Genomic DNA, 20,632 nt, shown 5'->3' with positions numbered 1-20,632 from the left:
CCAGGCCCCGGACGCCCACCCGGCTCCACCAACCGCAGGCCGGCGCCCCGCCACGACGTCGGCAAAACGATCAAACGTGACCGGAGCATCACCGCACGTAAACGGCGCACGGGTTAAACGACAAGCTTAGAGCGTGTTTGAGATGGCGTGATCAGGTCCGGCTGAAGGTGAGGCGGTTTTGTCGGCGAGCGGGTTCGCCGTAGGTGATGCGGCGCGCCATGCCGGCGATAGCGGCCCACCGGATGGCGGGTCATTCTGGACGAGGCGGTGACGCGGGTCGCATGCCGGTGCGTGCCGGCGGAGCGGCGCCGGACCGCCGCGGTGTTCGTGGAAGGGCTGCTGTCGGGCGTGGATCGCAAGATCTGCTGGTCCTTGGCGGAACGGGCGGGTCACGACGATCGGCAGGCCATGCAGCGGCGTAGCCGGTCGCCTGACCGTCAGCGCCCGGATGCCGGGGGGCGATGCCCGATCCGGCGGGTGAGAGGCACCTGGTACAGACCGGCGCTGGTGACGGCGTAGAACACCGGCAGCACGACGAAGATCACCAGGCCGGCGAGTGGTGCGACCAGGTAACCGATGAGCCCTGCGGCGGCATAGAGGATGACCCCGACGAGTGCCCGCACCCGCTCGGTGGGGAAGTGCCGTTCACTCACCTCCTTCTTGAGCAGGTCTTTGCGCCGGGCCAGGTAGTGGAAGAATGCCAGCCAGCTCGCGCAGAGCAGCGCGCCGATCAGCGCGTAGAGGGCGACGGCCACACGTTGGTCCTGCTGGTCGTGCTCCTGAAGGGCGTGCGAGACGACGGCGGTCGGGAACGGCAGCAGCGCGGTGGTGAAGAGGACGAAGAGATTCACCCAGTGCAGGCCCCGATCACTCTCCTTGACGCGGTTGAACGCGCCCTTGTGGTTGAGCCAGACGACGGCCACGTAGCTGTACGAGGCGAGATAGGCGACGTAACCCGGCCACTGCTCCAGCAGTCCGGACAGCAGGCGACCGGGCGGTACGTCCGGCACCCGGAGATCCAGCACGAGCAGCGTGATGATGATGGCGAAGACTGCGTCGCTGAACGCGATGGCACGGCTGGTGTCCGACCGGGCGCCGAGGTCGTCGGTAGGCGTGCTCACGACCGGTGGCTACCCACCGGCACCTGCGATAACCGGCCCTCGCGGAACCGAACCAATAGTGCGAATCATGAAGTGAAGGGCGAAGCGGATTGCAAGAATTTGACTGCCAGGCGGTCTTGGATTGCGGTAGGGGCGGAATCTTCACGCGGGGGTAGTGATGAAGCCGCTGCACGAGCCGCAGGCGGGTCCAGCACCGGCCATGGCCGTCCCGGTCTCCCACACCACCGCACGCAGCAGCCGCTGCATCGCCTGCGGATCGTCGTGACCCGCCCGTTCCCCCAGGGACCGCCACCGGGTGGGGTCCACCCTGTGGCCCACGGCCACCGCACGATCTTCGGTTGTCCTCACCAACTATCGATGATCAACGCGGTGGCCGTCCTCATGCTTCCGGATGGCCGCCGCGGATGTGGGCCGGCTGCGGATCCTGCTCACCGCGTTCGAGGCCGCCGCCACCCCGCCGGTCCTCTGGCCGGGGGCGCCGGCCGCCGTCGCGGGCGAGGTGGCCGCGGAGGCCATGGAGGTCGTCCAGACTGGCGACATCTCGGGTACGGCCCGCCGGGCGCCCTGCCGACGGTGCCCGCGCCGAGGGTCGCCCAAGGGCATTCACGACGGGCGGCTACGAGGAGCCCCGCGGTCGGTGGATCCCGTTGTTCGTGGCTCGGCTGCTCGTCGAGCGGTGACGTCCTTTGCCCGCGCGGTGTCGCGCCCGTACCACTGCCCCTTGCCGGGCGCGGGAATCACCAGCGTGACAGTGCACCGATATGACAGGGTTTATCCGTGACGGAGCCGTCGGTCGGGCAGATGCGGCGACGGGTGGGGTCGACTCTGGGGCGTACATGAGGGCATTGGTCAAGGCAGGGGTCGTCGTTGTCGGAGGGTTGGCCCTCCGCAGGTTCCTGCTTCCGTCGGGCCGGCAAGGGCCCTGGCAGCGGGCCCCGTTGATGCGGCGCGAGCCGCGGTGGCACGTGGTGACCGTGAACCCGGCCCGCGACGAGCTGACCCCGGACTCGCCGCTTCCGGAGCCACTGGCCGGTCTCGGTGACGCCGTGGACGTGCAGATCCGCCGCGCCGCGGGTGACCGCGGCATCGAGCTGGCGGTGCGGCTGCGTGACGGCGCCCAGTCGCCGGCGACCGCGGGAGCCAGGCGACTCGCGGGTCGCGACCCCAACCAGGCGATCCGCGCCGCACTACGGGAGGTGAAGCAGTTGCTGGAGACCGGCGAGGTGCTGCACCCCGACTCTCCACCCACCACCCAGACCACGGTGGTCAACAAACCGCTGCAGATGGCGACGCGGCAGGGGCGCCGGGAGGGGCGACTGTGAAGGCACTGTTGTGGCAAGGCGTCAACGAACTGTCGGTGGACGAGGTTCCGGACCCGACCATGCGCAACGAGCAGGACGTCATCATCCGGGTGCGCAAGACGGCGACGTGCGGCTCCGACCTGCACCTGCTGGGTGGGTACATCCCGTTCATGGAGCGGGGCGACGTCCTCGGGCACGAGTTCCTGGGCGAGGTGGTCGAGGTCGGCTCGCAGGTGCGTAAGCACAAGGTGGGCGACCGGGTGGTGGTCTGCTCGTTCGTCTCCTGCGGCCGCTGCTGGTACTGCCAGCAGCAGCAGTACTCCCTGTGCGACAACGGCAACACCAACCCCGCGATCACCGAGAACGTCTGGGGATTCGCACCCGGCGGCTGCTACGGCTACTCCCACGCGCTCGGCGGCTTCGCGGGCAGCCACGCCGAGTACATCCGCGTTCCCTACGCCGACCAGGGGGCCTTCACCGTCCCGGACGGGGTGAGCGACGAGCGTGCTCTCTTCGCCTCCGATGCCGCCCCGACCGGCTGGATGGGCGCGGACCTCGGTGGGGTCCAAGGCCGGTGACGTGGTCGCGGTGTGGGGCGCGGGCGGGGTGGGCCAGATGGCCGCACACGCGGCCGTCCTGCTCGGCGCGGAGCGGGTGATCATCATCGACCGTTTCGCCAATCGGCTGCAGATGGCGGAGAAGTACCTGGGCGTGGAGACGCTCAACTACCAGACCCAGGACGTCGGCGGTGAACTACTGGAACGCAGCGGCGGGCGCGGGCCTGACGTGTGCATCGAAGCGGTGGGGATGGAATCCCACAGCACCGGACCGCAATACCTGTACGACCAGATCAAACAGCAGCTGCGCCTGGAATCGGATCGTCCGATCGCCGCCCGGGAGGCCATCTACCACTGCCGCAAGGGCGGAAGCGTGTTCCTGCTCGGCGTCTACGCCAACCTCGTCGACAAGTTCCCGCTCGGGGCGCTGATGAACAAGGGCCTCACCCTGCGCGGCGCCCAGCAGCACGGACACCGCTACATCCCGATGTTGCTCGAACGGATGGCACGCGGCGAACTGGTCACCGAACACCTCGCGACACACACCATGCCACTCGATGAGGCACCGCACGGATACAACATGTTCAAGAACAAGCTCGACGGCTGCGTACGCGCCGTCTTCGAGCCCGCCCGATGATCGGCAGCGGCGGGCATCCGCTGGCGTTGCCACGGTCGGGTGACCCGATCACGGTGACTTCGTGCGGCACACGCCGGGCCGGCGACGCTTACCCAGGGCATTTGCCGCTCAGGGCTTCGGGAAGAGGCGTCGCGCCGACAGTCAGGAGCAGCCGATGAACGGACCCCTAGCCGACGAACCCGTCGGCGACCTCGAACTCGTGCACACCTTCACCGGGCCCATGCCCACCGGGGTGAGCGTCTCGCACACCGGCCGGGTCTTCGTGAACTTCCCCAAGTGGGGCGACGAGGTGCCCGCCACGGTGGTCGAGCTGCGCGACGGCCGCGAGGTGCCCTTCCCGGACCAGGCCTGGAACCAGCCCGCCCGGGACGACGACACCGGCGCATTCGTCTCGGTGCAGAGCATCGTGGTGGACCCCGCCGACCGGCTCTGGGTGCTCGACACCGGCAGCCCGATGTTCCGGCCCACGAAGCCGGGCGGGCCCAAACTGGTCCGCGTCGACCTGGACAGCAACTCCGTCGCCCAGGTCATCACCTTCCCTGCCGACGTCGCGCTGCCCTCGACGTACCTCAACGACGTGCGGTTCGACCTGCGCAGGGGTGACGCCGGAATCGCCTACATCACCGACTCCTCGGACTCCGGGCCGAACGGGATCGTCGTGGTCGACCTGGCCAGCGGCGCGTCCTGGCGGCGGCTGCACGACCACCCGTCCACCAAGGCCGAGCCGGTGTCCACCTACCGGCCGATCGTCGAGGGCCGGCCGTTCCTGGAACGCCCGGCCGACGGACCGCCGAAGCCGCTGTCGATGGGGTCGGACGGGATCGCCATCTCGGTCGACGGCTCCCGGCTGCACTACTGTCCCCTCGCCTCCCGCCGCTGGTACAGCGTCGCCACCGACGCGCTCGCCGACCGCGCCCTCACCGAGGACCTGGTCGCCGCCACGGTGGCGGACGAGGGTGACAAGGGCGGCGGCTCCGACGGCTTGGAAACAGACGACGCCGGCCGGTTCTACCTCACCTCATACGAGCACAACGCCGTGCTGCGCCGCCGGCCGGACGGCGAGTACGAGACCGTCGTGCACGATCCCCGTCTGCTCTGGCCGGACACCATGTCCGTCGCCACGGACGGGCACCTCTACGTCACCGCCAACCAGCTGCACCGGCAGCCGAAGTACCAGCGGGGACAGGACCTGCGGCGCAAGCCGTACGCCCTGTTCCGCACCCGCATCGACGCCGGACCGGTCCTGCTGCGCTGAACCGCCGGGAGTGACCGGGATCGAGACGGCGACGGTGTCCTTCAACGGGGGGCGCCGACGGACGCCGAGTTACCTATCGCGCGGATGATGGAAATGTGCGATGCGCGCTCTGTCGCCTGGTGTACCACGATGACTTGGCTGACCCCCGAGGAGAGTGCTGAGCTGTGCCGGGAGGCCCTGAGCCGGATGGGGAGCTCGGTGGAATTCCTCGACCGTGAGCTGGCCGACAACCGAGCAGAAGTTCTGAGCTGGTGGGCGGAACGTTCGCTCTGGGATCGGGAACTCGACTGGCAGCGGGCCGATCTCCGCGCACTCCGCGAGAGGTCCGACAGCGAGCGAGCGTGGGTCGTGGTGGGGCTGATCGAGGCGTCGCGGGATCTGCGGCGGTGGTACGGCCAAGCGTTCCAGGTGGCGACGACCAGGTAGGTGTCCCCGGTCTCAGCCGGGTGGGCCGCGCTCGCCCCCGCGGGCCGTCCGTACCCCCCTCGGAGGGCGCATGCGCCGGATGATCATGCGGGCTCTGCTGACGGGAAGACAGGCGTGAGTGTACGCGGCCGACCCATGTTCAGTGCGGGTGTAGCCGGGCGCCAACGCCTGGCTGGGACGTGCGCTGACCAGCGTCGACCCGCCCGTTCGGGTTCTTGGCGACATGCCAGGTTATGCCGCGAAGGCGGCGCCGGTTGCGGTAAGTGTGGAGGAGGAGGTGTCCGATGACGCTGCCGTACGCGACCATGCCGGGCGACCTCGACCACCTGATCGCCGACGACCACGTGGTGGTGGACCGCCTCTTCGAGCACCTCGAGGCCGGACGCGGTGACCGGCGCATGCTGGTCGACCAGGTGAGTTACGGCCGCGCCCTGCACGCCCACGCCGAGGAGGAGGTGTTGTATCCGGCGCTGGCCGAGATCGGCGCCGCCGCGGACGCCGAGGAGGGGCGGGCCGAGCACCAGGCCCTCAAGAGGCTGCTGGTCCTGCTTGACCATGCGGATCCCGGCAGCCGCGAATTCGAGCGGGCGCTGAACAAGCTGATCGGCGGTGTCCGGCACCACATCGAGAAGGAGGAACGGGAGTTCCTGCCGGCGCTGCGTCGGGCCGTGGGCGCGGAGGAGATGGGTCGGCTCGGCGAGCGGTACCTCGCCGCCAAGCAGTCGGGTCCGGCCCGCTCGCATCCCACCGTCCCGCCCACCGGACGCCGTCGCAGGCTCATGCACGCGGCCGCCGGGTTCATGGACAAGGTACGCGACCGGGTATCCGGCCGCAGCAACGTCCTGTCGACCGACGCCTCCTGGCTGCTCGACACCCAGGCACAGCGGATCCTCGACACCTGGTCCCGACTGGTACTGGCCCCGTACGAGCTCCTCACCCTCGAGCAGGCCCGCCAGCAGCCGAGCCTCGCCGACGCGGCGATGGAGATCCTGCAGCAGGACGGGCGGCCGACGGACCCCGAGGAGGTCGGATCGGCGGCGGACATCACCCTGCCCGGCCCGGGTGGTGATCTGGTCGTACGCGTCTACAAGCCGCTCGGCCAGGCCGGCGATCCGGTGCCCGTCGTGATGTGGGTGCACGGTGGCGGTTGGATCCTGTTCACGAACGACGACTATGACGCGTCCTGCCGCGCCCTGGTCACCCGGACGGGCGCGATCGTGGTGTCGCCGGAGTACCGCAAGGCTCCCGAGCACGTGTTCCCGGCCGCCCACGAGGACGTGCTGGCCACCTACCGGTGGCTCCGGACCAACGCCACCGGGCTCGGCGGCGACCCGTCACGCATCGCCATCGGCGGCGAGGGCGTCGGGGCGAACATGGCGGCCGCGACCTGCGGTCAGCTCAAGCAGGCAGGTGAGCCACTACCCGTGGCGCAGGTGCTCGTCTGCCCGCTGACCACCACCGCCCAGTACGGTGCGTCCATGCGGGACGCCGCAGACGCCCGGCCGCTGAATCGTCCACTGCTGTCCTGGATGATGATGCACGCCTTCCGTGGCGTGACCGACAGCCTGAAAGACCCCAGGGTCGATCTGCTCCCGCTCTCCGCGCAGGGCCTCGCCGGTCTGCCGCCGACACTGATCGTCACCACCGACCGCGACGTGCTGCAGAGCCAGGGCGACGAGTGGTGCGCCCGCTTGGAGGCCGCCGGCGTGCGGGCCACGTCGGTCCGTTACGGGGCAGTGATGCACGACTTCTTCGGCCTTGCCGCGGTGCTGGACAAGGCCGCGCAAGCCCAAGAGGAGGTCGCTCTGCACCTGCGCCAGGCGTTCGGGGAGGCCCCAGCCGCACATGCGGTGGATGGTGGGCCAATGCGAAAGCCCAAGGTCATCGGGTGACGCTGGCTGGCCTGTCGCGGATCGTCCAGCTGCTGGCCTCGCCCGTACATCGGTATGTGTTGTGGATGAGAATGGCGGCCGTGCAGCATGTGGGGATAGACCTGCACCGACGGCGCAGTGTGATCGTGCGGATGACGTGCGCGGCGAAGGGATGACCGGCAACCAGACCACCGGTTCCGCCACACCGTCCAGTCCGGACATCGGGGAAGAGGGCCCACAACCGAACAGCCGCCGTTCCCGGCGCGACGATAATGCGCCGCCCGGGGTCGGCGTCAAGGCCAAGCCCTACCGGTCGACCTCCGGTCGAACCTTGACGCCGACCCCTCGACGGCGCATGCCTACACCGCCCAGGAAATTAGCAGAAAACGGGTACAAGCACTCGACGTCCGATACCTGAACGGCCCCGCTCCTTCAGGGATGACCCCCAGTAGTTGAAGGCCTCAGCGGCATGCTCGCGCACGTTCACCCAGATCGACTGAAGCATAAACCGGCCGATAAAGGAGTCTTCGCACCACTCCCCTGCCACCATCGACTTCCCTGCCCAGCCGAGCAGGGCGTGACCTCCCGCCGGCTGGCATCGTGGGTGTCCATGTCGGAGGGGCCGACGTCGACCACGAATTCATGATTGCCGTTCGCGGCGAACTACGACTCACGCCCAGGTAACCGCATCAGCCGGTTGCTGGTGGACAGGCTACCCCGGTGCGGATCCGGGTCCGGGACGCTGCGAGCGACCGCCCGATCCGCGACGTCGTCCGCAGTCACGAGGCGTGGATGCACCTGATCGCCACCCGCGACGACCTGGTCACCTTCGCCCACGTGCACCCGCAGCCGGCCGGCTGGACGGCCGGGGCCAGTTCACCGTCGACCTGACCTTTCCCACCTCCGGGCGGTACACCATCCACAGCGAGTTCCGCCGACGCGGCGAGATGACCGACCTGGTGGAGCGGCACGGGGTCGTCGTCGGCGACCCGGCGCAGGTGCTCCACGAGCCGCCGGCGCTCTCGCCCCGCGAGCAGGTGGTCGACGGCGTACGGGTGACGCTGACCGGTGACGCGAAGGTCGACACCGGCAGCCGTTCACCTTCCGCTTCGCCGGCCCGACCACCGGCCGGCCGGTCGACGAGCTTCCGGTCGGCCTCCCGGATCAGGTCGCCGTCGAAGCCGGCGCCGGTCATCACGGCGAAGTGTTCACCGTTGAGCTTGCCGAGGTCGAGGGTGCGGTGCGACCCGTGCAGGCCGATCCGGACCGCCTCGGGCAGGTCCTCGGGGGATGCCGAGGTTGGCCGAAGAGGTTGGCGGCGCCGGCCGGCAGGATCTCCATGGGGGTGCCCGTGCTGGCGAGGGCGTCCGCGCAGCGTTGCACGATGCCGTCGTCGCCCCAGACGATTCTTCAGCGCCTTGCGGACCTTCTTCGGGCCTTGCGGCTTTCGGCACCCCGTACCAGGTGGGGTCCTCGACGCCCGCGCCGGCCGGCTCCGCGCGCAGCTCGTCGAGGGCGGCCGCCGAGGGTCTTCCGGCGGTGGGCGTCGACGACGACGGTGCCCACCCGGGCGGCGGCCACCCGCTCGGCGCCCACCGCAGTGCTCGTGCTCATGGCCGCCGGTGTCACCCAGCCGATCAGATCCGTACGCGTCGGCTCTCACCGCGGTGTCGGCGGCTCTGAAATGCCACCCGGAAGGGGTGTTCTTGCCACGAAATGCTCCGTGTCCTCCCGGTGTGCATAGGGTCAGGCGGTAACCCGTCCTCTGTACGTCATGACGTGGGCGAGGAGCGCAGCGGGATGACGGTCGAGACCACGGCGGTCCCCGCCTGATGCGCGCGGCGTTGATCACGCTGGCCACGCTGGTGGTGGCCGTGCTGCTGGACATCGGCACGCGCAGGCTCGTCCGTCGCGCCGACCACGGCCGCTACCGGTGGGTCCTGGGACCACTGCGGAAGGCCTGCCGCCGTCCGACGGCCGTCGTGCTGCTCCTCACCGGGCTGTACCTCGCCCTGCCGCCGCGGTCGACGGGATGGCTCGGCGACGTCCGACACGTCGTCGGGCTGTTGCTCATCGGCGGCGTCGCCTGGCTGGTGATCAAGGCGTTGCACGTCGCCGAGGGCGTCACCTTCAGCCGGCTGCCGCCGGAGGTGGTCGCGGACCGCCGGATCCGGCGGGCCCGAACCCAGATCCGCCCCGTCCGGCGCTTCACCGCGGTGGTGGTCACAATCGTGGCCATCGGCCTGATCATGACCACCTTCCCGCCCATCCGCGCGTTCGGGATCTCCGTCCTGGGCTCGGCCGGCGTCATCGGCGCCGTCATCGGCCTGTCCGCCCGGACCGCGCTGGGCAACGCGTTCGCTGGTATTCAGGTCGCCTTCTCGGACGGTCTGCACGTCGGTGACGTGGTGGTCATCGAGGGCGAGTGGGGCCGGGTCGAAGAGGTCAAGCTGACCAACGTGGTCGTCCGGCTGTGGGACGACCGGATGCTCATCCTGCCGACGATGTACTTCACCGAGCGCCCGTTCCAGAACTGGTCCCGGCACGAGGCGCGGGTGGTCGGCAAGGTCCAGATCCATGTGGACCACACCGCCGACCTCGAGGACCTGCGCACGGAGACGCAACGGCTCGTCGAGTCCTCACCGCTGTGGGACCGGAGCCGGTGGGTACTGCAGATGGTCGACGCCACCGCATCGAGCGTCGTGATCGAGGTGCAGGCCACAGCCGCCGACGGGGCCAGCGCCTGGGACCTCCGCTGTGACCTCCGCGAGGGCCTGATCGGCTACATCCGCGACAACCACCCGCAGTGGCTCCCCCGCACCCGCAGCGAGTACAAACCCTGACCTCCCCGCAACCCGCAAAAGCCGCCTTGACGGGCGAAAGGTGCGTAGCGTTCAGGTGGGCCTGTGCCGAGGACCCACCCACCGACAGGAAGGTATGAGATGTCGCTCGACGCGTTCCGCATCCCCGGCGGCTCCTTGGACGACCTAATCAGTCGGTTCTTCGGCGGAGACCCGTTCGCGGGACGTCCGGTGGAGCGCGTGGACCTGTCCCGCCTGCTCTCCACCGAATCGCGGCAACTGCTGCAACGGGCAGCCGAGCAGGCTGCGGCGTGGGGCAGCCCGTACCTCAACGTCGAACACCTGCTGTGGGCCGCCGCCCAGTCCGACCCCACCCGCCGGACCCTCGACGCGAGCGGCGCCGACCCCGACGGCCTGGCCCGCCAGATAGAGGCGGCCGTCCCCAAAGGCAGGCCACGCGAGGACACGCCTCCGCTCGCGCCAGCGGCGAAGCGAGCCCTACTCGACGCGCACCGCGAGTCGCGACGGTCCGGCGCGACGTACATCGGCCCCGAACACATCCTGCTCGGCATCGCCGCGAACCCGGAGACGACCGCGGGCCAGGCGTTGCGCGCGCTCGGCGGGGCCGTCACCGGCCCCGCGCGGCCGGCGGGCGGCGCCGACGGGCGCGGCGCCAGCACCACCCCCACCCTGGACCAGTACGGGCGGGACCTCACCGAGGACGCCCGGGCCGGGCGGCTCGATCCGGTCGTCGGGCGTGACGACGAGATCGACGACACGATCGAGGTGCTCTCCCGGCGTACGAAGAACAATCCGGTGCTCACCGGCGAGCCGGGCGTCGGCAAGACGGCGATCGTCGAGGGCATCGCCCAGCGCATCGTCAACGACGACGTGCCCGAAACCCTGGCCAACCGGCGGGTGGTTGCCCTCGACCTGTCCGGGATGGTGGCGGGCGCCAAGTACCGCGGTGAGTTCGAAGAGCGACTGAAGAACGTGATCCAGGAGGTGACGTCCGCCGAGGACGGGTTGATCCTCTTCATCGACGAACTGCACACCGTTGTCGGCGCGGGCGGCGGCGGCGAGGGGGCGATGGATGCCAGCAACATGCTCAAGCCCGCCCTGGCCCGCGGCGAACTGCACGTGGTCGGCGCGACGACGCTGAACGAGTACCGTCGCTACATCGAGAAGGACCCGGCGCTGGAGCGCCGGTTCCAGCCGATCCTGGTGTCGGAGCCGAGCGTGGAGGACACCGTCGCGATCCTCAAGGGCGTACGCGACCGGTACGAGGCGCACCATCAGGTGCGGTACACGGACGAAGCCCTGGACGCCGCGGCCGAGTTGTCCCACCGCTACATCACCGACCGGTTCCTGCCGGACAAGGCGATCGACCTGCTCGACCAGGCGGGGGCGCGGGTCCGGCTGCGTTCCCGCACCCCGGCTCCGGACAAGAAGGAGATCGAGAAGCGGCTGTCCCAGTTGCGCCGGGAGAAGGACAGCGCGGTGGCGAACGAGGACTACCAGCGCGCGGGTGCGCTGAAAGCCGAGATCAGTGCGGCCGAGCGGGACCTGGCGGCGGCGCAGGAGGGCACGCCTCCGGTGCCCGAGGTGCACATGAGCGACATCGCCGAGGTGGTCAGCCGCCGTACCGGTGTTCCCGTCACCCAGCTCACGGAGGTGGAGAAGCAGAGGCTTAGGCGCATCGAGGAGCAACTGCACGAGCGCGTGGTCGGCCAGCACGAGGCCGTACGGGCCGTGGCGGCCGCCGTACGCCGATCGCGTTCCGGGCTGAGTGACCCTCAGCGACCCGACGGGTCGTTCCTCTTCCTCGGACCCACTGGCGTCGGCAAGACCGAACTGGCTCGGGCCCTCGCCGCGGCGCTCTTCGGCGACGAGTCCAGCATGATCCGCTTCGACATGAGCGAGTTCCAGGAGCGGCACACGGTCAGCCGGCTGGTCGGGGCGCCCCCGGGCTACGTCGGGTACGAGGAGGCCGGCCAGCTCACCGAGGCGGTCCGGCGCCGGCCGTACTCGGTGCTGCTCTTCGACGAGGTGGAGAAGGCGCACGCGGATGTGTTTAACACGCTGCTGCAGGTGCTCGACGACGGTCGCCTCACCGACTCGCAGGGTCGCACGGTCGACTTCAGCAACACCATCCTGATCATGACGAGCAACATCGGCGCGGACCGCATTCTGGCCGCCCAGACGGCAGGGCGTCCGGTCAGCGACCTGCGCGAGGAACTGATGGGGCTGCTGGGGCAGCGGTTCCGGCCGGAGTTCCTCAACCGGATCGATGAGATCATCATCTTCACCGGCCTGGACCGGGAGCAACTCCGCGAGATCACCGGCCTGCTGCTTGACCGTACCCGCCGCCGGTTGCACGCACAGGACATCAACCTTGAGGTCAGTCCGGACGCCGTGCAGTGGCTGGCCAATCGGGGCTACCAGCCCGAGTACGGGGCGCGGCCTCTGCGGCGCAGCATCCAGCGCGAGTTGGAAGACCGGCTGTCGACCCTGCTGCTGGAGGACGGGGCGAATCCGGGCGACACCATCGAGGTCAACGTCGTCGGCGGCGAACTCGACCTCTCGGTCCGGCCCGCCGCCGTGCCGGCCGGCACGTGACGCCCGCCCAGGCCGGGCTGACGACACGCAGGAGATCTGCGGGGCGGCGTCCAGAAGACGCACTTCTCGTGCGTCCTAACCGATCACCGTCACGGTGCCGGCCTCACAGCGTGCGGGCCAGCCGGTCGGCAAGGATGCGGGTGAACCGGCACGGGTAGGCCAGCTCCCTACCCTCGGCGAGCAGGGCCATCCCGTACAGCAGCTCCGCGGTCTCCTTCAGCGGCTCCTCTGTGCCGCCCGGGTCGGATCGCTGTCATGCGGCCCCCCGCTCCGTGGTGAAGGTCGCGATCGCGAGGAGCGCTGAATAGCTGGCCAGCCCGACGGTGAACCAGGCGAAGCTGGAGTGCCGCTCGGGTGCCAGTTCGTCGACGAAGACGTTGAGCAGGATCCCGCCACCGAGAAACGCCGTCAGCAGATTCATCACCACGCTGGTGGGCTGGGCGACGACCGCGGTCAACCAGCCGGCACCGGCGCCGGCGACGAGAACGAGGCGCCATCGGGTGGTGAGGCTGACCGGGAAGTGCTCGGCCAGCACGCCGTCGGTGGCCAGCACGTGCAGCCCCATGGCGACGGCGAACAGCGCCGCCGGCGCGAGGCCCGCGTCCAGCTTCGTCGCCAAGGTGTACGTGATCAGGCCACTGTAGAGCGCGAAGAAGCCGAGTTGGCACGCGAAGACCAGCCGGGTGGGCTCCTGCTCGTGCCCGTTCGTCCGATGGGTCGCGCGCTCCAGGGCGTAGAACGTGAAAAAGCCGATCAGCGCGACGAGGAACAGGCTGAATCCGCGCAGCCGGCCGGCGCGGACCTCTTCCTCCAGGACGTGGGCGACCGCCTCGTTGCCCTCGGCGAGGCGCGGCAGGAGGTAGAGGAAGACGTACGCTGCGGCGATGCCGCCGCCGAGCGAGGTCGCCGCCTGGGTGGACACCGGCAGTGTCCGCCGGATGTACGGCGCCAGCAGGTGAAGGGCTCCCAGGACCAGCGTCACCGCGAGTGTCGCCCACAGACTGCCCGCTCGGCTCAGCGTCACCGCAGCGTACGGGGTTGATTGTCTGCCTGGTACGGCCGCTGCCCGAGCATGGTTGCGATCCTACGAGCGGCACCAGGGCTGTCGGGCCGGAATGGGCAGTTACGTCGCCGGTTGGGGCGGGTTGAGCCAGGCCAGCCGCTGTCCGGACAGCACGGCGTCGGCGAGTCGTTGTACCGACGGGGTCTTCAGCGCGGCGAGCGAGCTGTCGATTCAGCGCCACGTGTACGCCGCACGCCGCCGGGAACTGGTACTCAAACGGCTGCGCGCCGGGCTCGCCTCGGACCGCACGATCCTGTTCGACACGGCCAGCAGCACCGTGGCGATCTTCCTCGCCCAGTTCGTCGCGCTGGCCGTCTCCGCGGTCCTGGCCCTCGACCTGCCGACGCCCAGGAACCCCCTGGTCATGGTGGTGGCGCTGCTGTTCGGCTGCTCGATCATAGCGGCGTTCTCGGCCGCACTCTCCGCGATCACCCGCAGCTCCGAGGCGGCCATGCTCACCACCCTGCCGACCGTGGTGATCGGCGCGCTGACTGCGGTCCGGTGGTCGACGGTCAGGCGCAGGGTGGCTGCGACGGCGGCGTGGTCGGTCAGGTGACCCTCGCGGGGCTGGTGTAGGTAGTCGCAGCTGGCGAGATGCGGCGCAGGACAGACATCCACGCAGGGGCGGCGGGGGTGCTCGGCAGGCACACGGTCGTCGCCCGATGGATGCGGCGACTCGAATAAAGGAAATGGGACCGCCGGAAATATTGACCAGTGCAATCGTGGCTCATAGGTTGCGGGTTAGGAATCCCTCTCCCTCGATGGAGGTACAGATGCCACCCTCCGGTATCAGCCGGCGCTGTCTGCTCATCGGCGCGGCCGCCAGTGGGACCCTGGTCGGCCTCGGCGCGGCGCCGCCCACGCCGGCGCGCGCCGCGGAAACCCCCGACTTCACCACCCGGGCCGCGTTCGACGCGCTCGACCTCGGTTTCAACAGTGGGAACGGGCTGAAGGACGATCTCAACGACAACCGCGGCGCGCTGGGCTGGGGCGAGTCCTACGTGCTGCAGGCGTACCTGCTGATGTACGAGGCCCACCGGGACCCGTACTACCTGGACAAGGCGATCGACCACATCGACCACGTGCTGGCCAACCGGGACAGCGAGCGCGGGTTCACCGACTGGCGGGGCCTGTCCCTGCCGGCCTGGCGGACCGGTGACCCGTACACGGCCGGTGAGGTGCGCCTGGTCGACGCGGAAGGGCGGCCGACCCTGCGTATCCGTTCGGCCAGGGCGTTCAGCGCCTCCGCGCAGCTCACCGTCACCGCGGGCACCAACCCCGGGACGTTCAAGCTGACCGTCTACTCGACGTTCTACAAGGTCGGGGACACGTACGACAACCTGACGATGGACCCTGCCAGCTCGGACTACGCCGTCACCCGAATCAACGCCGCGTTCGACCCCAACACCGCGCAAATCACCGCCAAGGATCTGCGAACCGATCCGGGATCCGCCGGCAACCCGGCGCCGGTCAGCACGCTGATGACCGCTCCGAAGTATCACAGCGCCGTCCACACCGGGCAGATCGCCTACCCGATCGCCAAGTTCGCCCGGCTGGTCGCGGCCGAGCCCCGCCTCAAGGCAGAGTCCCGCTACCGGGACAAGGCGCGCGAGTACCGCGCCGCCGCCGAGGCCGCGGTGGCCATCCACGACGAGGCGTACGTCCAGGACGGCGCTTACGGCTACTACCGCGCCCTGCGGGACGACCCGGTCAACCTCGACGGGGCCGACTGGCCGCACAACTACTCCACTAGCATGGCCCGCGTCTACCTGGAGCTGTACCTGGCCAGTCACCACCCGGCACATGGTGAGCGGGCTGCCGCGCTGGTGCGCACATTCCGCGACGACCTCCGGTCCACGAGCAGCGGCACCGCCACGTGGACGTACTACTGGACGCGGGGCTGGCCGTACCGCGGCTGGACGGCGGCCGACGACGTCAGTAACAACTTCCAAAGGATCGGCGCCGGCACAAGGGCCGAGGACATCTCGCACGGGCACATCGAGATCGCGATGATGGTCACCGCGCACCAGGCCGGCATCGTGGCTCGGCGGTCGGACATGCGGCTGCTGGCGGCGACCCTCAGCCGGGACATCATCACCACCGGCACCGACGGATCGCCGACCGTCTGGTCGTACCTCGGCCCGTCCGGCGTCACCGGCAACCGCGCGTTCGAGCAGATCGCCGCCGGTTGGCTCGGCCTCGCGCCGTACGACGAGGACGGGGTGATTGATGGTCGACGCGATCGCGACCATGTACCAGAAAAACAACCCCGCGCCCGGCGCGGTACCGATCTTCGGATCGGCCTGGCTCAACTGGGCCAGTCGAGCACGCTGAGCGGGTTTCCGGCGCACGGGCCGCTGGTGGGGGAAGACACCCGCTGGCGGCCCGTGCCGCTGCCGTGCCGCCGGCGGATACTGTCCGGTCAGCCCGCGGCCGCCAGCCGGCGCAGCGGCTCGGCCGCCTTCGCCGCCGCAATGACGGCGGCGCCGGAGCCGCTGTAGCAGTCGGCGATCGCCGCGGCGTACTCCTCCCGCCAGGCGTGCCACTGCCGCACGAGCCTGTCCACGGACGTGGCGGCGAGCGCGCGGGCGGCCGAGGCCGCCGGATCGGCCGCCGCGACGTCCCGGTGCCAGGCGGCGGTTCCGGCGACCTCCTCCGTCGCCTCGACCAGAAGGCGGTGGCCGGCGCAGGCGCGCACCAGCGGGTCGTCCGCGGCCGCGTGCAGGGCCCGAACGTCGTGTACGGTGCCGCTCTCCAGCACCGCGCACCAGGACGGCAGCGTCACGCCTGCGTCGGCATTCCAGTACAGCGCTGCGGACGCTGCCAGGGCCACCTCCGCACTGGGCAGCGGTTCGGTTGGTGGGCTCACCGTGTCGTAGGCAGCCCAGGCAGTGCTGACCACGCCCTCGATTCCCAGGGTGCGCGCCTCGCGCGCCCACATCCGCACGTTGGCCAGCCGACGGATCCAGCGGGGGTAGGCCCTGTTCGGGCCGTCGGCGCCGCGGGCGGCCGCGGCACCGATCACCGTGCGCCCCCGGGCGACGAGCGCCCGCGCCCAGGGCAGCGGGTGGTTGCCGGACTTGACCGCCTCGATGAGCCGGCGCTCCTCGGGCGGTAGCGACGCCACGGGCAGCAGCGGCGCGCCGGGCGGCGCCGACCGGAGCAGGTCCGAGGTGGCCACCAGGGTCTGCGGCGTGTCCCAGCGGGCCCAGCCGGTGCGGCCCGGGGCCGCGTACTCCCACGGCATGATCACGGTCTCCGACGGCAGCGCGTCGACCAGTGCGGGATCCCGTTCGGCGTAGAGCACGTCGTCCCAGACGATGGGGCGCCGCCCGGCGTTGATCACCATCCGGGCCGCGGCGGCGACGTGGCGGGCGTACAGGTCTGGCCGCCGCTGCCCGGCGCAGCGGGCGCAGCGTCCCAGCGACCACGGCTCGTCGCCGCCGATGTGCACCAGCGGGGCCTGCGGGTGGGTGGCGAGGACCGCGTCCAGGGTGGCGGCGAAGAATTCCAGCGCCCTGGGATGCATGGGGCAGAGCTGCTGGTGTCGCTCGTCCTCGGCCAGGTGCCGCCAGCGGCGGTGGCGTAGCGCGTATTCCAGGTGCCCGAGGCACTGCACCAGCGGCACGACGGTCATGTTGTGCCGCTGCGCGGCAGCCAGCAGGGCTGACACGTCGACGGTCTCCGGTGCGGCCAGCTCAAGCTCCGCCGGATAGGGAAACTTGTCCTCGTACTCGACCAGCAGCGTGTTGATCCGGAGCGCGCCGAGCCGGGCGAGCAGAGCGTCCAGGTAGGACGGCGCGAGGGTCGGCCCCTTCAAATCCAGGTGCACGCCGCGCATGGCGAGGTCGGCGAAGTCCACCAGCCGGCGGCAGGCGAGGCCCCCGTCGGCCAGCGAGGCCGCGGCATAACCGAGCGGGGCCCGGTCGCGCCCGGCCAGTTCGATCCGGTCGGCGGTCACGGCGAGCGCGAACCCGTCGGGCCGGTCCGGCGCGCGCAGCAGCGGTGTGGAGGTGGTGCCGGCCACCAGCCACCAGCCCTGGGCGCGTTCGACGGCGCGGGCGGGCAGCCCGAGCAGCCCGGCCACCCGGGCCGCCGCCGCGGCGGCGGCCGGCGGATGGTGTACGGCGGCATTGGCCGGTGGCCGGAACGTACCCTGCTCGGGGAAGGTGGCACGCGCCTCGATCATCGGATGCCGTCCTTTCCGCAGCTGGACACGTCGATCCAACCGTCGACCACGGTGAGCAGTTCGGGCCGGCGGCGGGTGAGTTCGGCGTTGCCCGCGGGGGCGAACCGGAGACTGTTGCACTCGAAGGCCGGTACGGCCCGGATGGTCCGCCTGGCGAACGCCGCCGCGTGCTCCAGTGAGGCACCGACGTGGGTGAGGTCCTGCTGTACGACGTACCGGCCACGGCGGCGCGCCCAGCAGTAGGTGAGCAGCGTCGCCGTCTGGCCACGGCAGGTCTTCACGACCACGCCGTCCCAGCCGGTCACCTCGTCGAGCCGGCGCGGGTCGGGCAGTCCTTCGTCGAGCAGGACGGGGATCCGCACACCGGGCGGATCCCAGGGCAGCGACCGGGGCAGCGGCTGCTCCACGTAGTCGACGGCGACCTCGGAGGGCAACGCGGCCAGCAGTTCGCCGACCGCCTCGGCCGTGCCGTACCCCTCGTTCGGGTCGAGTGCGAGCCGGCGACCCCGGCCGGCGGCGGCTGCGACGGCGGCCACCCGGGCGGCGTCGGCGATCGGGTCCACGGCGCGAAGCTTCACCTTGAGCCACCGGGCACCGGCCAGACCGTCGAGTGGGTCGTCGGGTCCGACGATCCACTGCACCGGGAGCCGGTCCGGGACATCGGTGGCCAGGAAGTCGGCCGGGTACCGGCCGGTGAAGTCGGGCCCGAGGAAGGCGGCCAGGTCGGGCACGAACGGATCGGTGTAGAGGGCGTGAGCGGGGCGGCCGGCGGCACGGGCCCACGCGTCGTGCACCGCGGCGTCCACTGGGCCGAGGCAGACCTCGGCGGCGAGCCGGGGTACGGGGAGGCCGGGCAGCGCGTCGAGCAGGCCGACGCCGATGGTCAGTGGGTCGCCGGTGGCGCCGACAGCGTCCCGGGCGAGCGCGGCGACGCCCTGCCGCATCGCGGTGTCCCGGTCCTCCGCGGTGCGCCCGGCGGCCGACCCGTACGCCCAGGGGTGGGAGAGCAGGACGCTGCCGGAGCCGGTCGCCTGCCGCTCGCCCGTCTCCACCGTGACGGTGACCGTCGCCTCGGTCAGGCCGTCGATCGGGCCGGAGCTGAGCACCAGCGGCGTGCTGAACGGCACGTGTCGGAACCCGACGGTGGCATCGACCACCCGGGCGTCGGTCGGCCTCACCGCTGCTTAGCCCGGCGGTACGCAGCGGCGAACGCCGGTCCGTCGTACTGCACCCCGATCAGCTCCGGATCGTGCAGGTCGACCCAGCGGCCCCCCTTGTGCCGGGAGTGCAGCGCGGCGAGCGCCGCGAGCTCCGGTTCGACCAGGTCGGCCATCGGCAGCGGGTTCGGGGCCTGCCCGGCCAGGTACGGGACGACGGCCTCCAGCAGTGCGGGGTAGAGCGTCGACGGGCTGATCTCGAGGTGACGTACCGACCGTCCGGACAGGATGGTGGCGTGGAACGGGTGCCGGACTTCGGTTTCGCCCAGCGAGACCATTCCGGTCCGGCCATCGGCCCAGCGGATCTCGATCCGGTGCTGGCCGCGTCCGCCGAGCCACCGGGCCTGTCGCATGCCGGGTCCGAGCAGGCCGTGCAGCAGGGAGTACGCGTGGATGCCGTAGTCGAACTCGTGGCCGGAGCAGCCGGTGAAAGCGAAATCGGCGTCCGGGTCCTGTTCCACGGCCCAGCGCAGGGAGGAGCCCCCGGAGAGTCGAGCACCATGGTCGGTCCACGCCACGAGCCGGGCCAGGTGGGCGGCGTTGCCCGCGAACGGCTTGTCCAGCAGAACCGCCCGGTCGGCGGCCACGAACGGGGCGACCCGCTCGACGTGGGTCGACCAGTCGGCGCCGGACACGACGGCGATGTCCACCGCCTCGGCCATCTTGTGCAGGTCGTCGAAGACGTGCGGGATGTCGTGCCGACGGGCGAAGTCGTCGGCCGGCGCGTGGTGCCAGACCGCGACCACGTCGTGTCCCATCGCCCGCAGCAGCGGGGTGAACGCGCCTGGGTGGGAGGTGTCCAGGTCGACCAGGCCTATCCGCGCCATCAGCCCTTCACCGCGCCACGCATGCCGTCGACGAAGTGCTTCTGCAGGGCGAGGAAGAAGATGATGATGGGTAGCACGGCGATCACGGTACCGGCGGCCATCGACCGCACGTCCGTGCCGAAGATGCCCTGCAGGTAGGCCAGGCCGAGGGCGATGGGAAACTTGTCCTCGCTCTTCAGCACGACCAACGGCCAGATGAAGTTGTTCCAGACGCCGATGAACCCGAAGATGGCCAGTGTGGCGAGGGTTGGGGTGACCTGCCGCACCGCGACGCGCCAGAAGATCTGCCACTCGTTGCAGCCGTCCACCCGGGCGGCGTCGAACAGTTCCCGCGGGATCTGCTCGAACGCCTGCTTCAGGAGGAAGACGCCGAATGCGGAGAGCAGTCCGGGCAGGACCAGGCCGGCGAAGGTGTCCACCATGCCGAGTTCGGACACGACGAGGAAGCGGGGCACCAGCATCACCTCGCCGGGCAGGAACATCGTCGACACGATCAGCGCGAACAGCGGTGCCCGCCCGCGAAAGTCGATCCGGGCCAGCGGGTACGCGGCCAGCGCCGAGATGGCCAGGTAGGCCGGGACGGTCAGCAGTTCGTAGAGCAGGGAGTTGGCCAGATAGCGGCCCGGGTTCGACGTAATTCGGGGACCTGGAGAGCTGAAATTTTGGTTCTGACCTGGGCGGAGATGGGTGGGACCGCCTGGAGGGCGTTTCTCTAGGCGGTGGCGTTTGGGCTGGTCAGCGGGGTGGG

The 20,632-nt window shown here is 70.5% G+C and carries 16 protein-coding genes and 1 pseudogene; 11 read left to right on the top strand and 6 right to left on the bottom strand.

Annotation, left to right across the window (positions count from 1 at the left end; translation table 11 throughout):
• Nucleotides 1–437 precede the first annotated feature (437 nt).
• Nucleotides 438–1,121, bottom strand: coding sequence for a TMEM175 family protein (locus DLJ47_RS06825; RefSeq protein WP_199235727.1), 684 nt, complete (start codon nucleotides 1,119–1,121; stop codon nucleotides 438–440).
• Nucleotides 1,122–2,089: 968 nt separating this feature from the next.
• On the opposite strand from DLJ47_RS06825, the gene DLJ47_RS06815 reads away from it, so the two are divergent.
• From DLJ47_RS06815 to DLJ47_RS06785, 9 genes and pseudogenes are all read left to right on the top strand, one after another.
• On the top strand, nucleotides 2,090–2,443 hold the full coding sequence (locus tag DLJ47_RS06815) for a hypothetical protein (RefSeq protein WP_146228040.1): 354 nt from the start codon (nucleotides 2,090–2,092) through the stop codon (nucleotides 2,441–2,443).
• A pseudogene (locus tag DLJ47_RS06810) lies at nucleotides 2,440–3,616 on the top strand (zinc-dependent alcohol dehydrogenase). The gene DLJ47_RS06815 and the pseudogene DLJ47_RS06810 overlap by 4 nt, the downstream one beginning before the upstream one ends.
• A 154-nt stretch (nucleotides 3,617–3,770) precedes the next feature.
• Nucleotides 3,771–4,871, top strand: a complete 1,101-nt coding sequence (locus DLJ47_RS06805; protein WP_109899211.1) for an L-dopachrome tautomerase-related protein — start codon at nucleotides 3,771–3,773, stop codon at nucleotides 4,869–4,871.
• Nucleotides 4,872–5,069: 198 nt separating this feature from the next.
• Nucleotides 5,070–5,297: a hypothetical protein gene (locus DLJ47_RS06800; protein ID WP_146228039.1), complete on the top strand. Its 228-nt coding sequence runs from the start codon at nucleotides 5,070–5,072 to the stop codon at nucleotides 5,295–5,297.
• Nucleotides 5,298–5,581: 284 nt separating this feature from the next.
• On the top strand, nucleotides 5,582–7,189 hold the full coding sequence (locus tag DLJ47_RS06795; RefSeq protein ID WP_109899209.1) for an alpha/beta hydrolase fold domain-containing protein: 1,608 nt from the start codon (nucleotides 5,582–5,584) through the stop codon (nucleotides 7,187–7,189).
• Nucleotides 7,186–7,344 carry a hypothetical protein gene (locus tag DLJ47_RS35650; protein ID WP_158289789.1) on the top strand — a complete coding sequence of 53 codons (159 nt, stop codon included), beginning with the start codon at nucleotides 7,186–7,188 and terminating at the stop codon, nucleotides 7,342–7,344. The genes DLJ47_RS06795 and DLJ47_RS35650 overlap by 4 nt, the downstream gene beginning before the upstream one ends.
• Nucleotides 7,345–7,888: 544 nt before the next feature.
• Nucleotides 7,889–8,059 carry a hypothetical protein gene (locus DLJ47_RS35645; RefSeq protein WP_158289788.1) on the top strand — a complete coding sequence of 57 codons (171 nt, stop codon included), beginning with the start codon at nucleotides 7,889–7,891 and terminating at the stop codon, nucleotides 8,057–8,059.
• Nucleotides 8,060–9,000: 941 nt separating this feature from the next.
• On the top strand, nucleotides 9,001–10,011 hold the full coding sequence (locus tag DLJ47_RS06790) for a mechanosensitive ion channel family protein (protein ID WP_109899208.1): 1,011 nt from the start codon (nucleotides 9,001–9,003) through the stop codon (nucleotides 10,009–10,011).
• 99 nt (nucleotides 10,012–10,110) lie between these two features.
• Nucleotides 10,111–12,588, top strand: coding sequence for an ATP-dependent Clp protease ATP-binding subunit (locus DLJ47_RS06785; RefSeq protein ID WP_109899207.1), 2,478 nt, complete (start codon nucleotides 10,111–10,113; stop codon nucleotides 12,586–12,588).
• Between the two features lie 253 nt (nucleotides 12,589–12,841).
• Here the strand turns inward: DLJ47_RS06785 and DLJ47_RS06780 are convergent, their stop codons facing one another.
• Nucleotides 12,842–13,612, bottom strand: a complete 771-nt coding sequence (locus DLJ47_RS06780; protein WP_109899206.1) for a hypothetical protein — start codon at nucleotides 13,610–13,612, stop codon at nucleotides 12,842–12,844.
• A 91-nt stretch (nucleotides 13,613–13,703) separates the two neighbouring features.
• Here DLJ47_RS06780 and DLJ47_RS35640 point away from each other — a divergent pair, with 91 nt between their 5' ends.
• Both DLJ47_RS35640 and DLJ47_RS06770 read left to right on the top strand, forming a co-directional pair.
• The gene (locus DLJ47_RS35640; RefSeq protein WP_158289787.1) at nucleotides 13,704–14,207 is read left to right on the top strand and encodes a hypothetical protein; all 504 of its coding nucleotides are present in this window, start codon (nucleotides 13,704–13,706) and stop codon (nucleotides 14,205–14,207) included.
• A gap of 133 nt (nucleotides 14,208–14,340) precedes the next feature.
• The gene (locus tag DLJ47_RS06770) at nucleotides 14,341–16,152 is read left to right on the top strand and encodes a hypothetical protein (protein WP_146228038.1); all 1,812 of its coding nucleotides are present in this window, start codon (nucleotides 14,341–14,343) and stop codon (nucleotides 16,150–16,152) included.
• Here DLJ47_RS06770 and DLJ47_RS06765 read toward each other — a convergent pair.
• The 4 genes from DLJ47_RS06765 to DLJ47_RS06750 form a co-directional block, all read right to left on the bottom strand.
• Complete coding sequence (locus DLJ47_RS06765; protein ID WP_109899203.1) at nucleotides 16,074–17,840, bottom strand: family 20 glycosylhydrolase; 1,767 nt, start codon at nucleotides 17,838–17,840, stop codon at nucleotides 16,074–16,076. The genes DLJ47_RS06770 and DLJ47_RS06765 overlap by 79 nt on opposite strands.
• A complete protein-coding gene (locus tag DLJ47_RS06760) occupies nucleotides 17,837–19,018 on the bottom strand; it encodes an enolase C-terminal domain-like protein (protein WP_109899202.1) in 1,182 nt (393 codons plus the stop codon). The genes DLJ47_RS06765 and DLJ47_RS06760 overlap by 4 nt, the downstream gene beginning before the upstream one ends.
• Nucleotides 19,015–19,884: a Gfo/Idh/MocA family oxidoreductase gene (locus tag DLJ47_RS06755; RefSeq protein ID WP_109899201.1), complete on the bottom strand. Its 870-nt coding sequence runs from the start codon at nucleotides 19,882–19,884 to the stop codon at nucleotides 19,015–19,017. The genes DLJ47_RS06760 and DLJ47_RS06755 overlap by 4 nt, the downstream gene beginning before the upstream one ends.
• Nucleotides 19,884–20,632: carbohydrate ABC transporter permease (locus tag DLJ47_RS06750; protein ID WP_109899214.1), on the bottom strand; the 749-nt coding region annotated here is incomplete at its 5' end. The genes DLJ47_RS06750 and DLJ47_RS06755, both read right to left, overlap by 1 nt.

It is taken from the genome of Micromonospora sp. S4605 (assembly GCF_003176715.1).
Lineage (GTDB): Bacteria > Actinomycetota > Actinomycetes > Mycobacteriales > Micromonosporaceae > Micromonospora > Micromonospora echinaurantiaca.
This window is presented reverse-complemented; position numbering and strand designations above follow the sequence as displayed.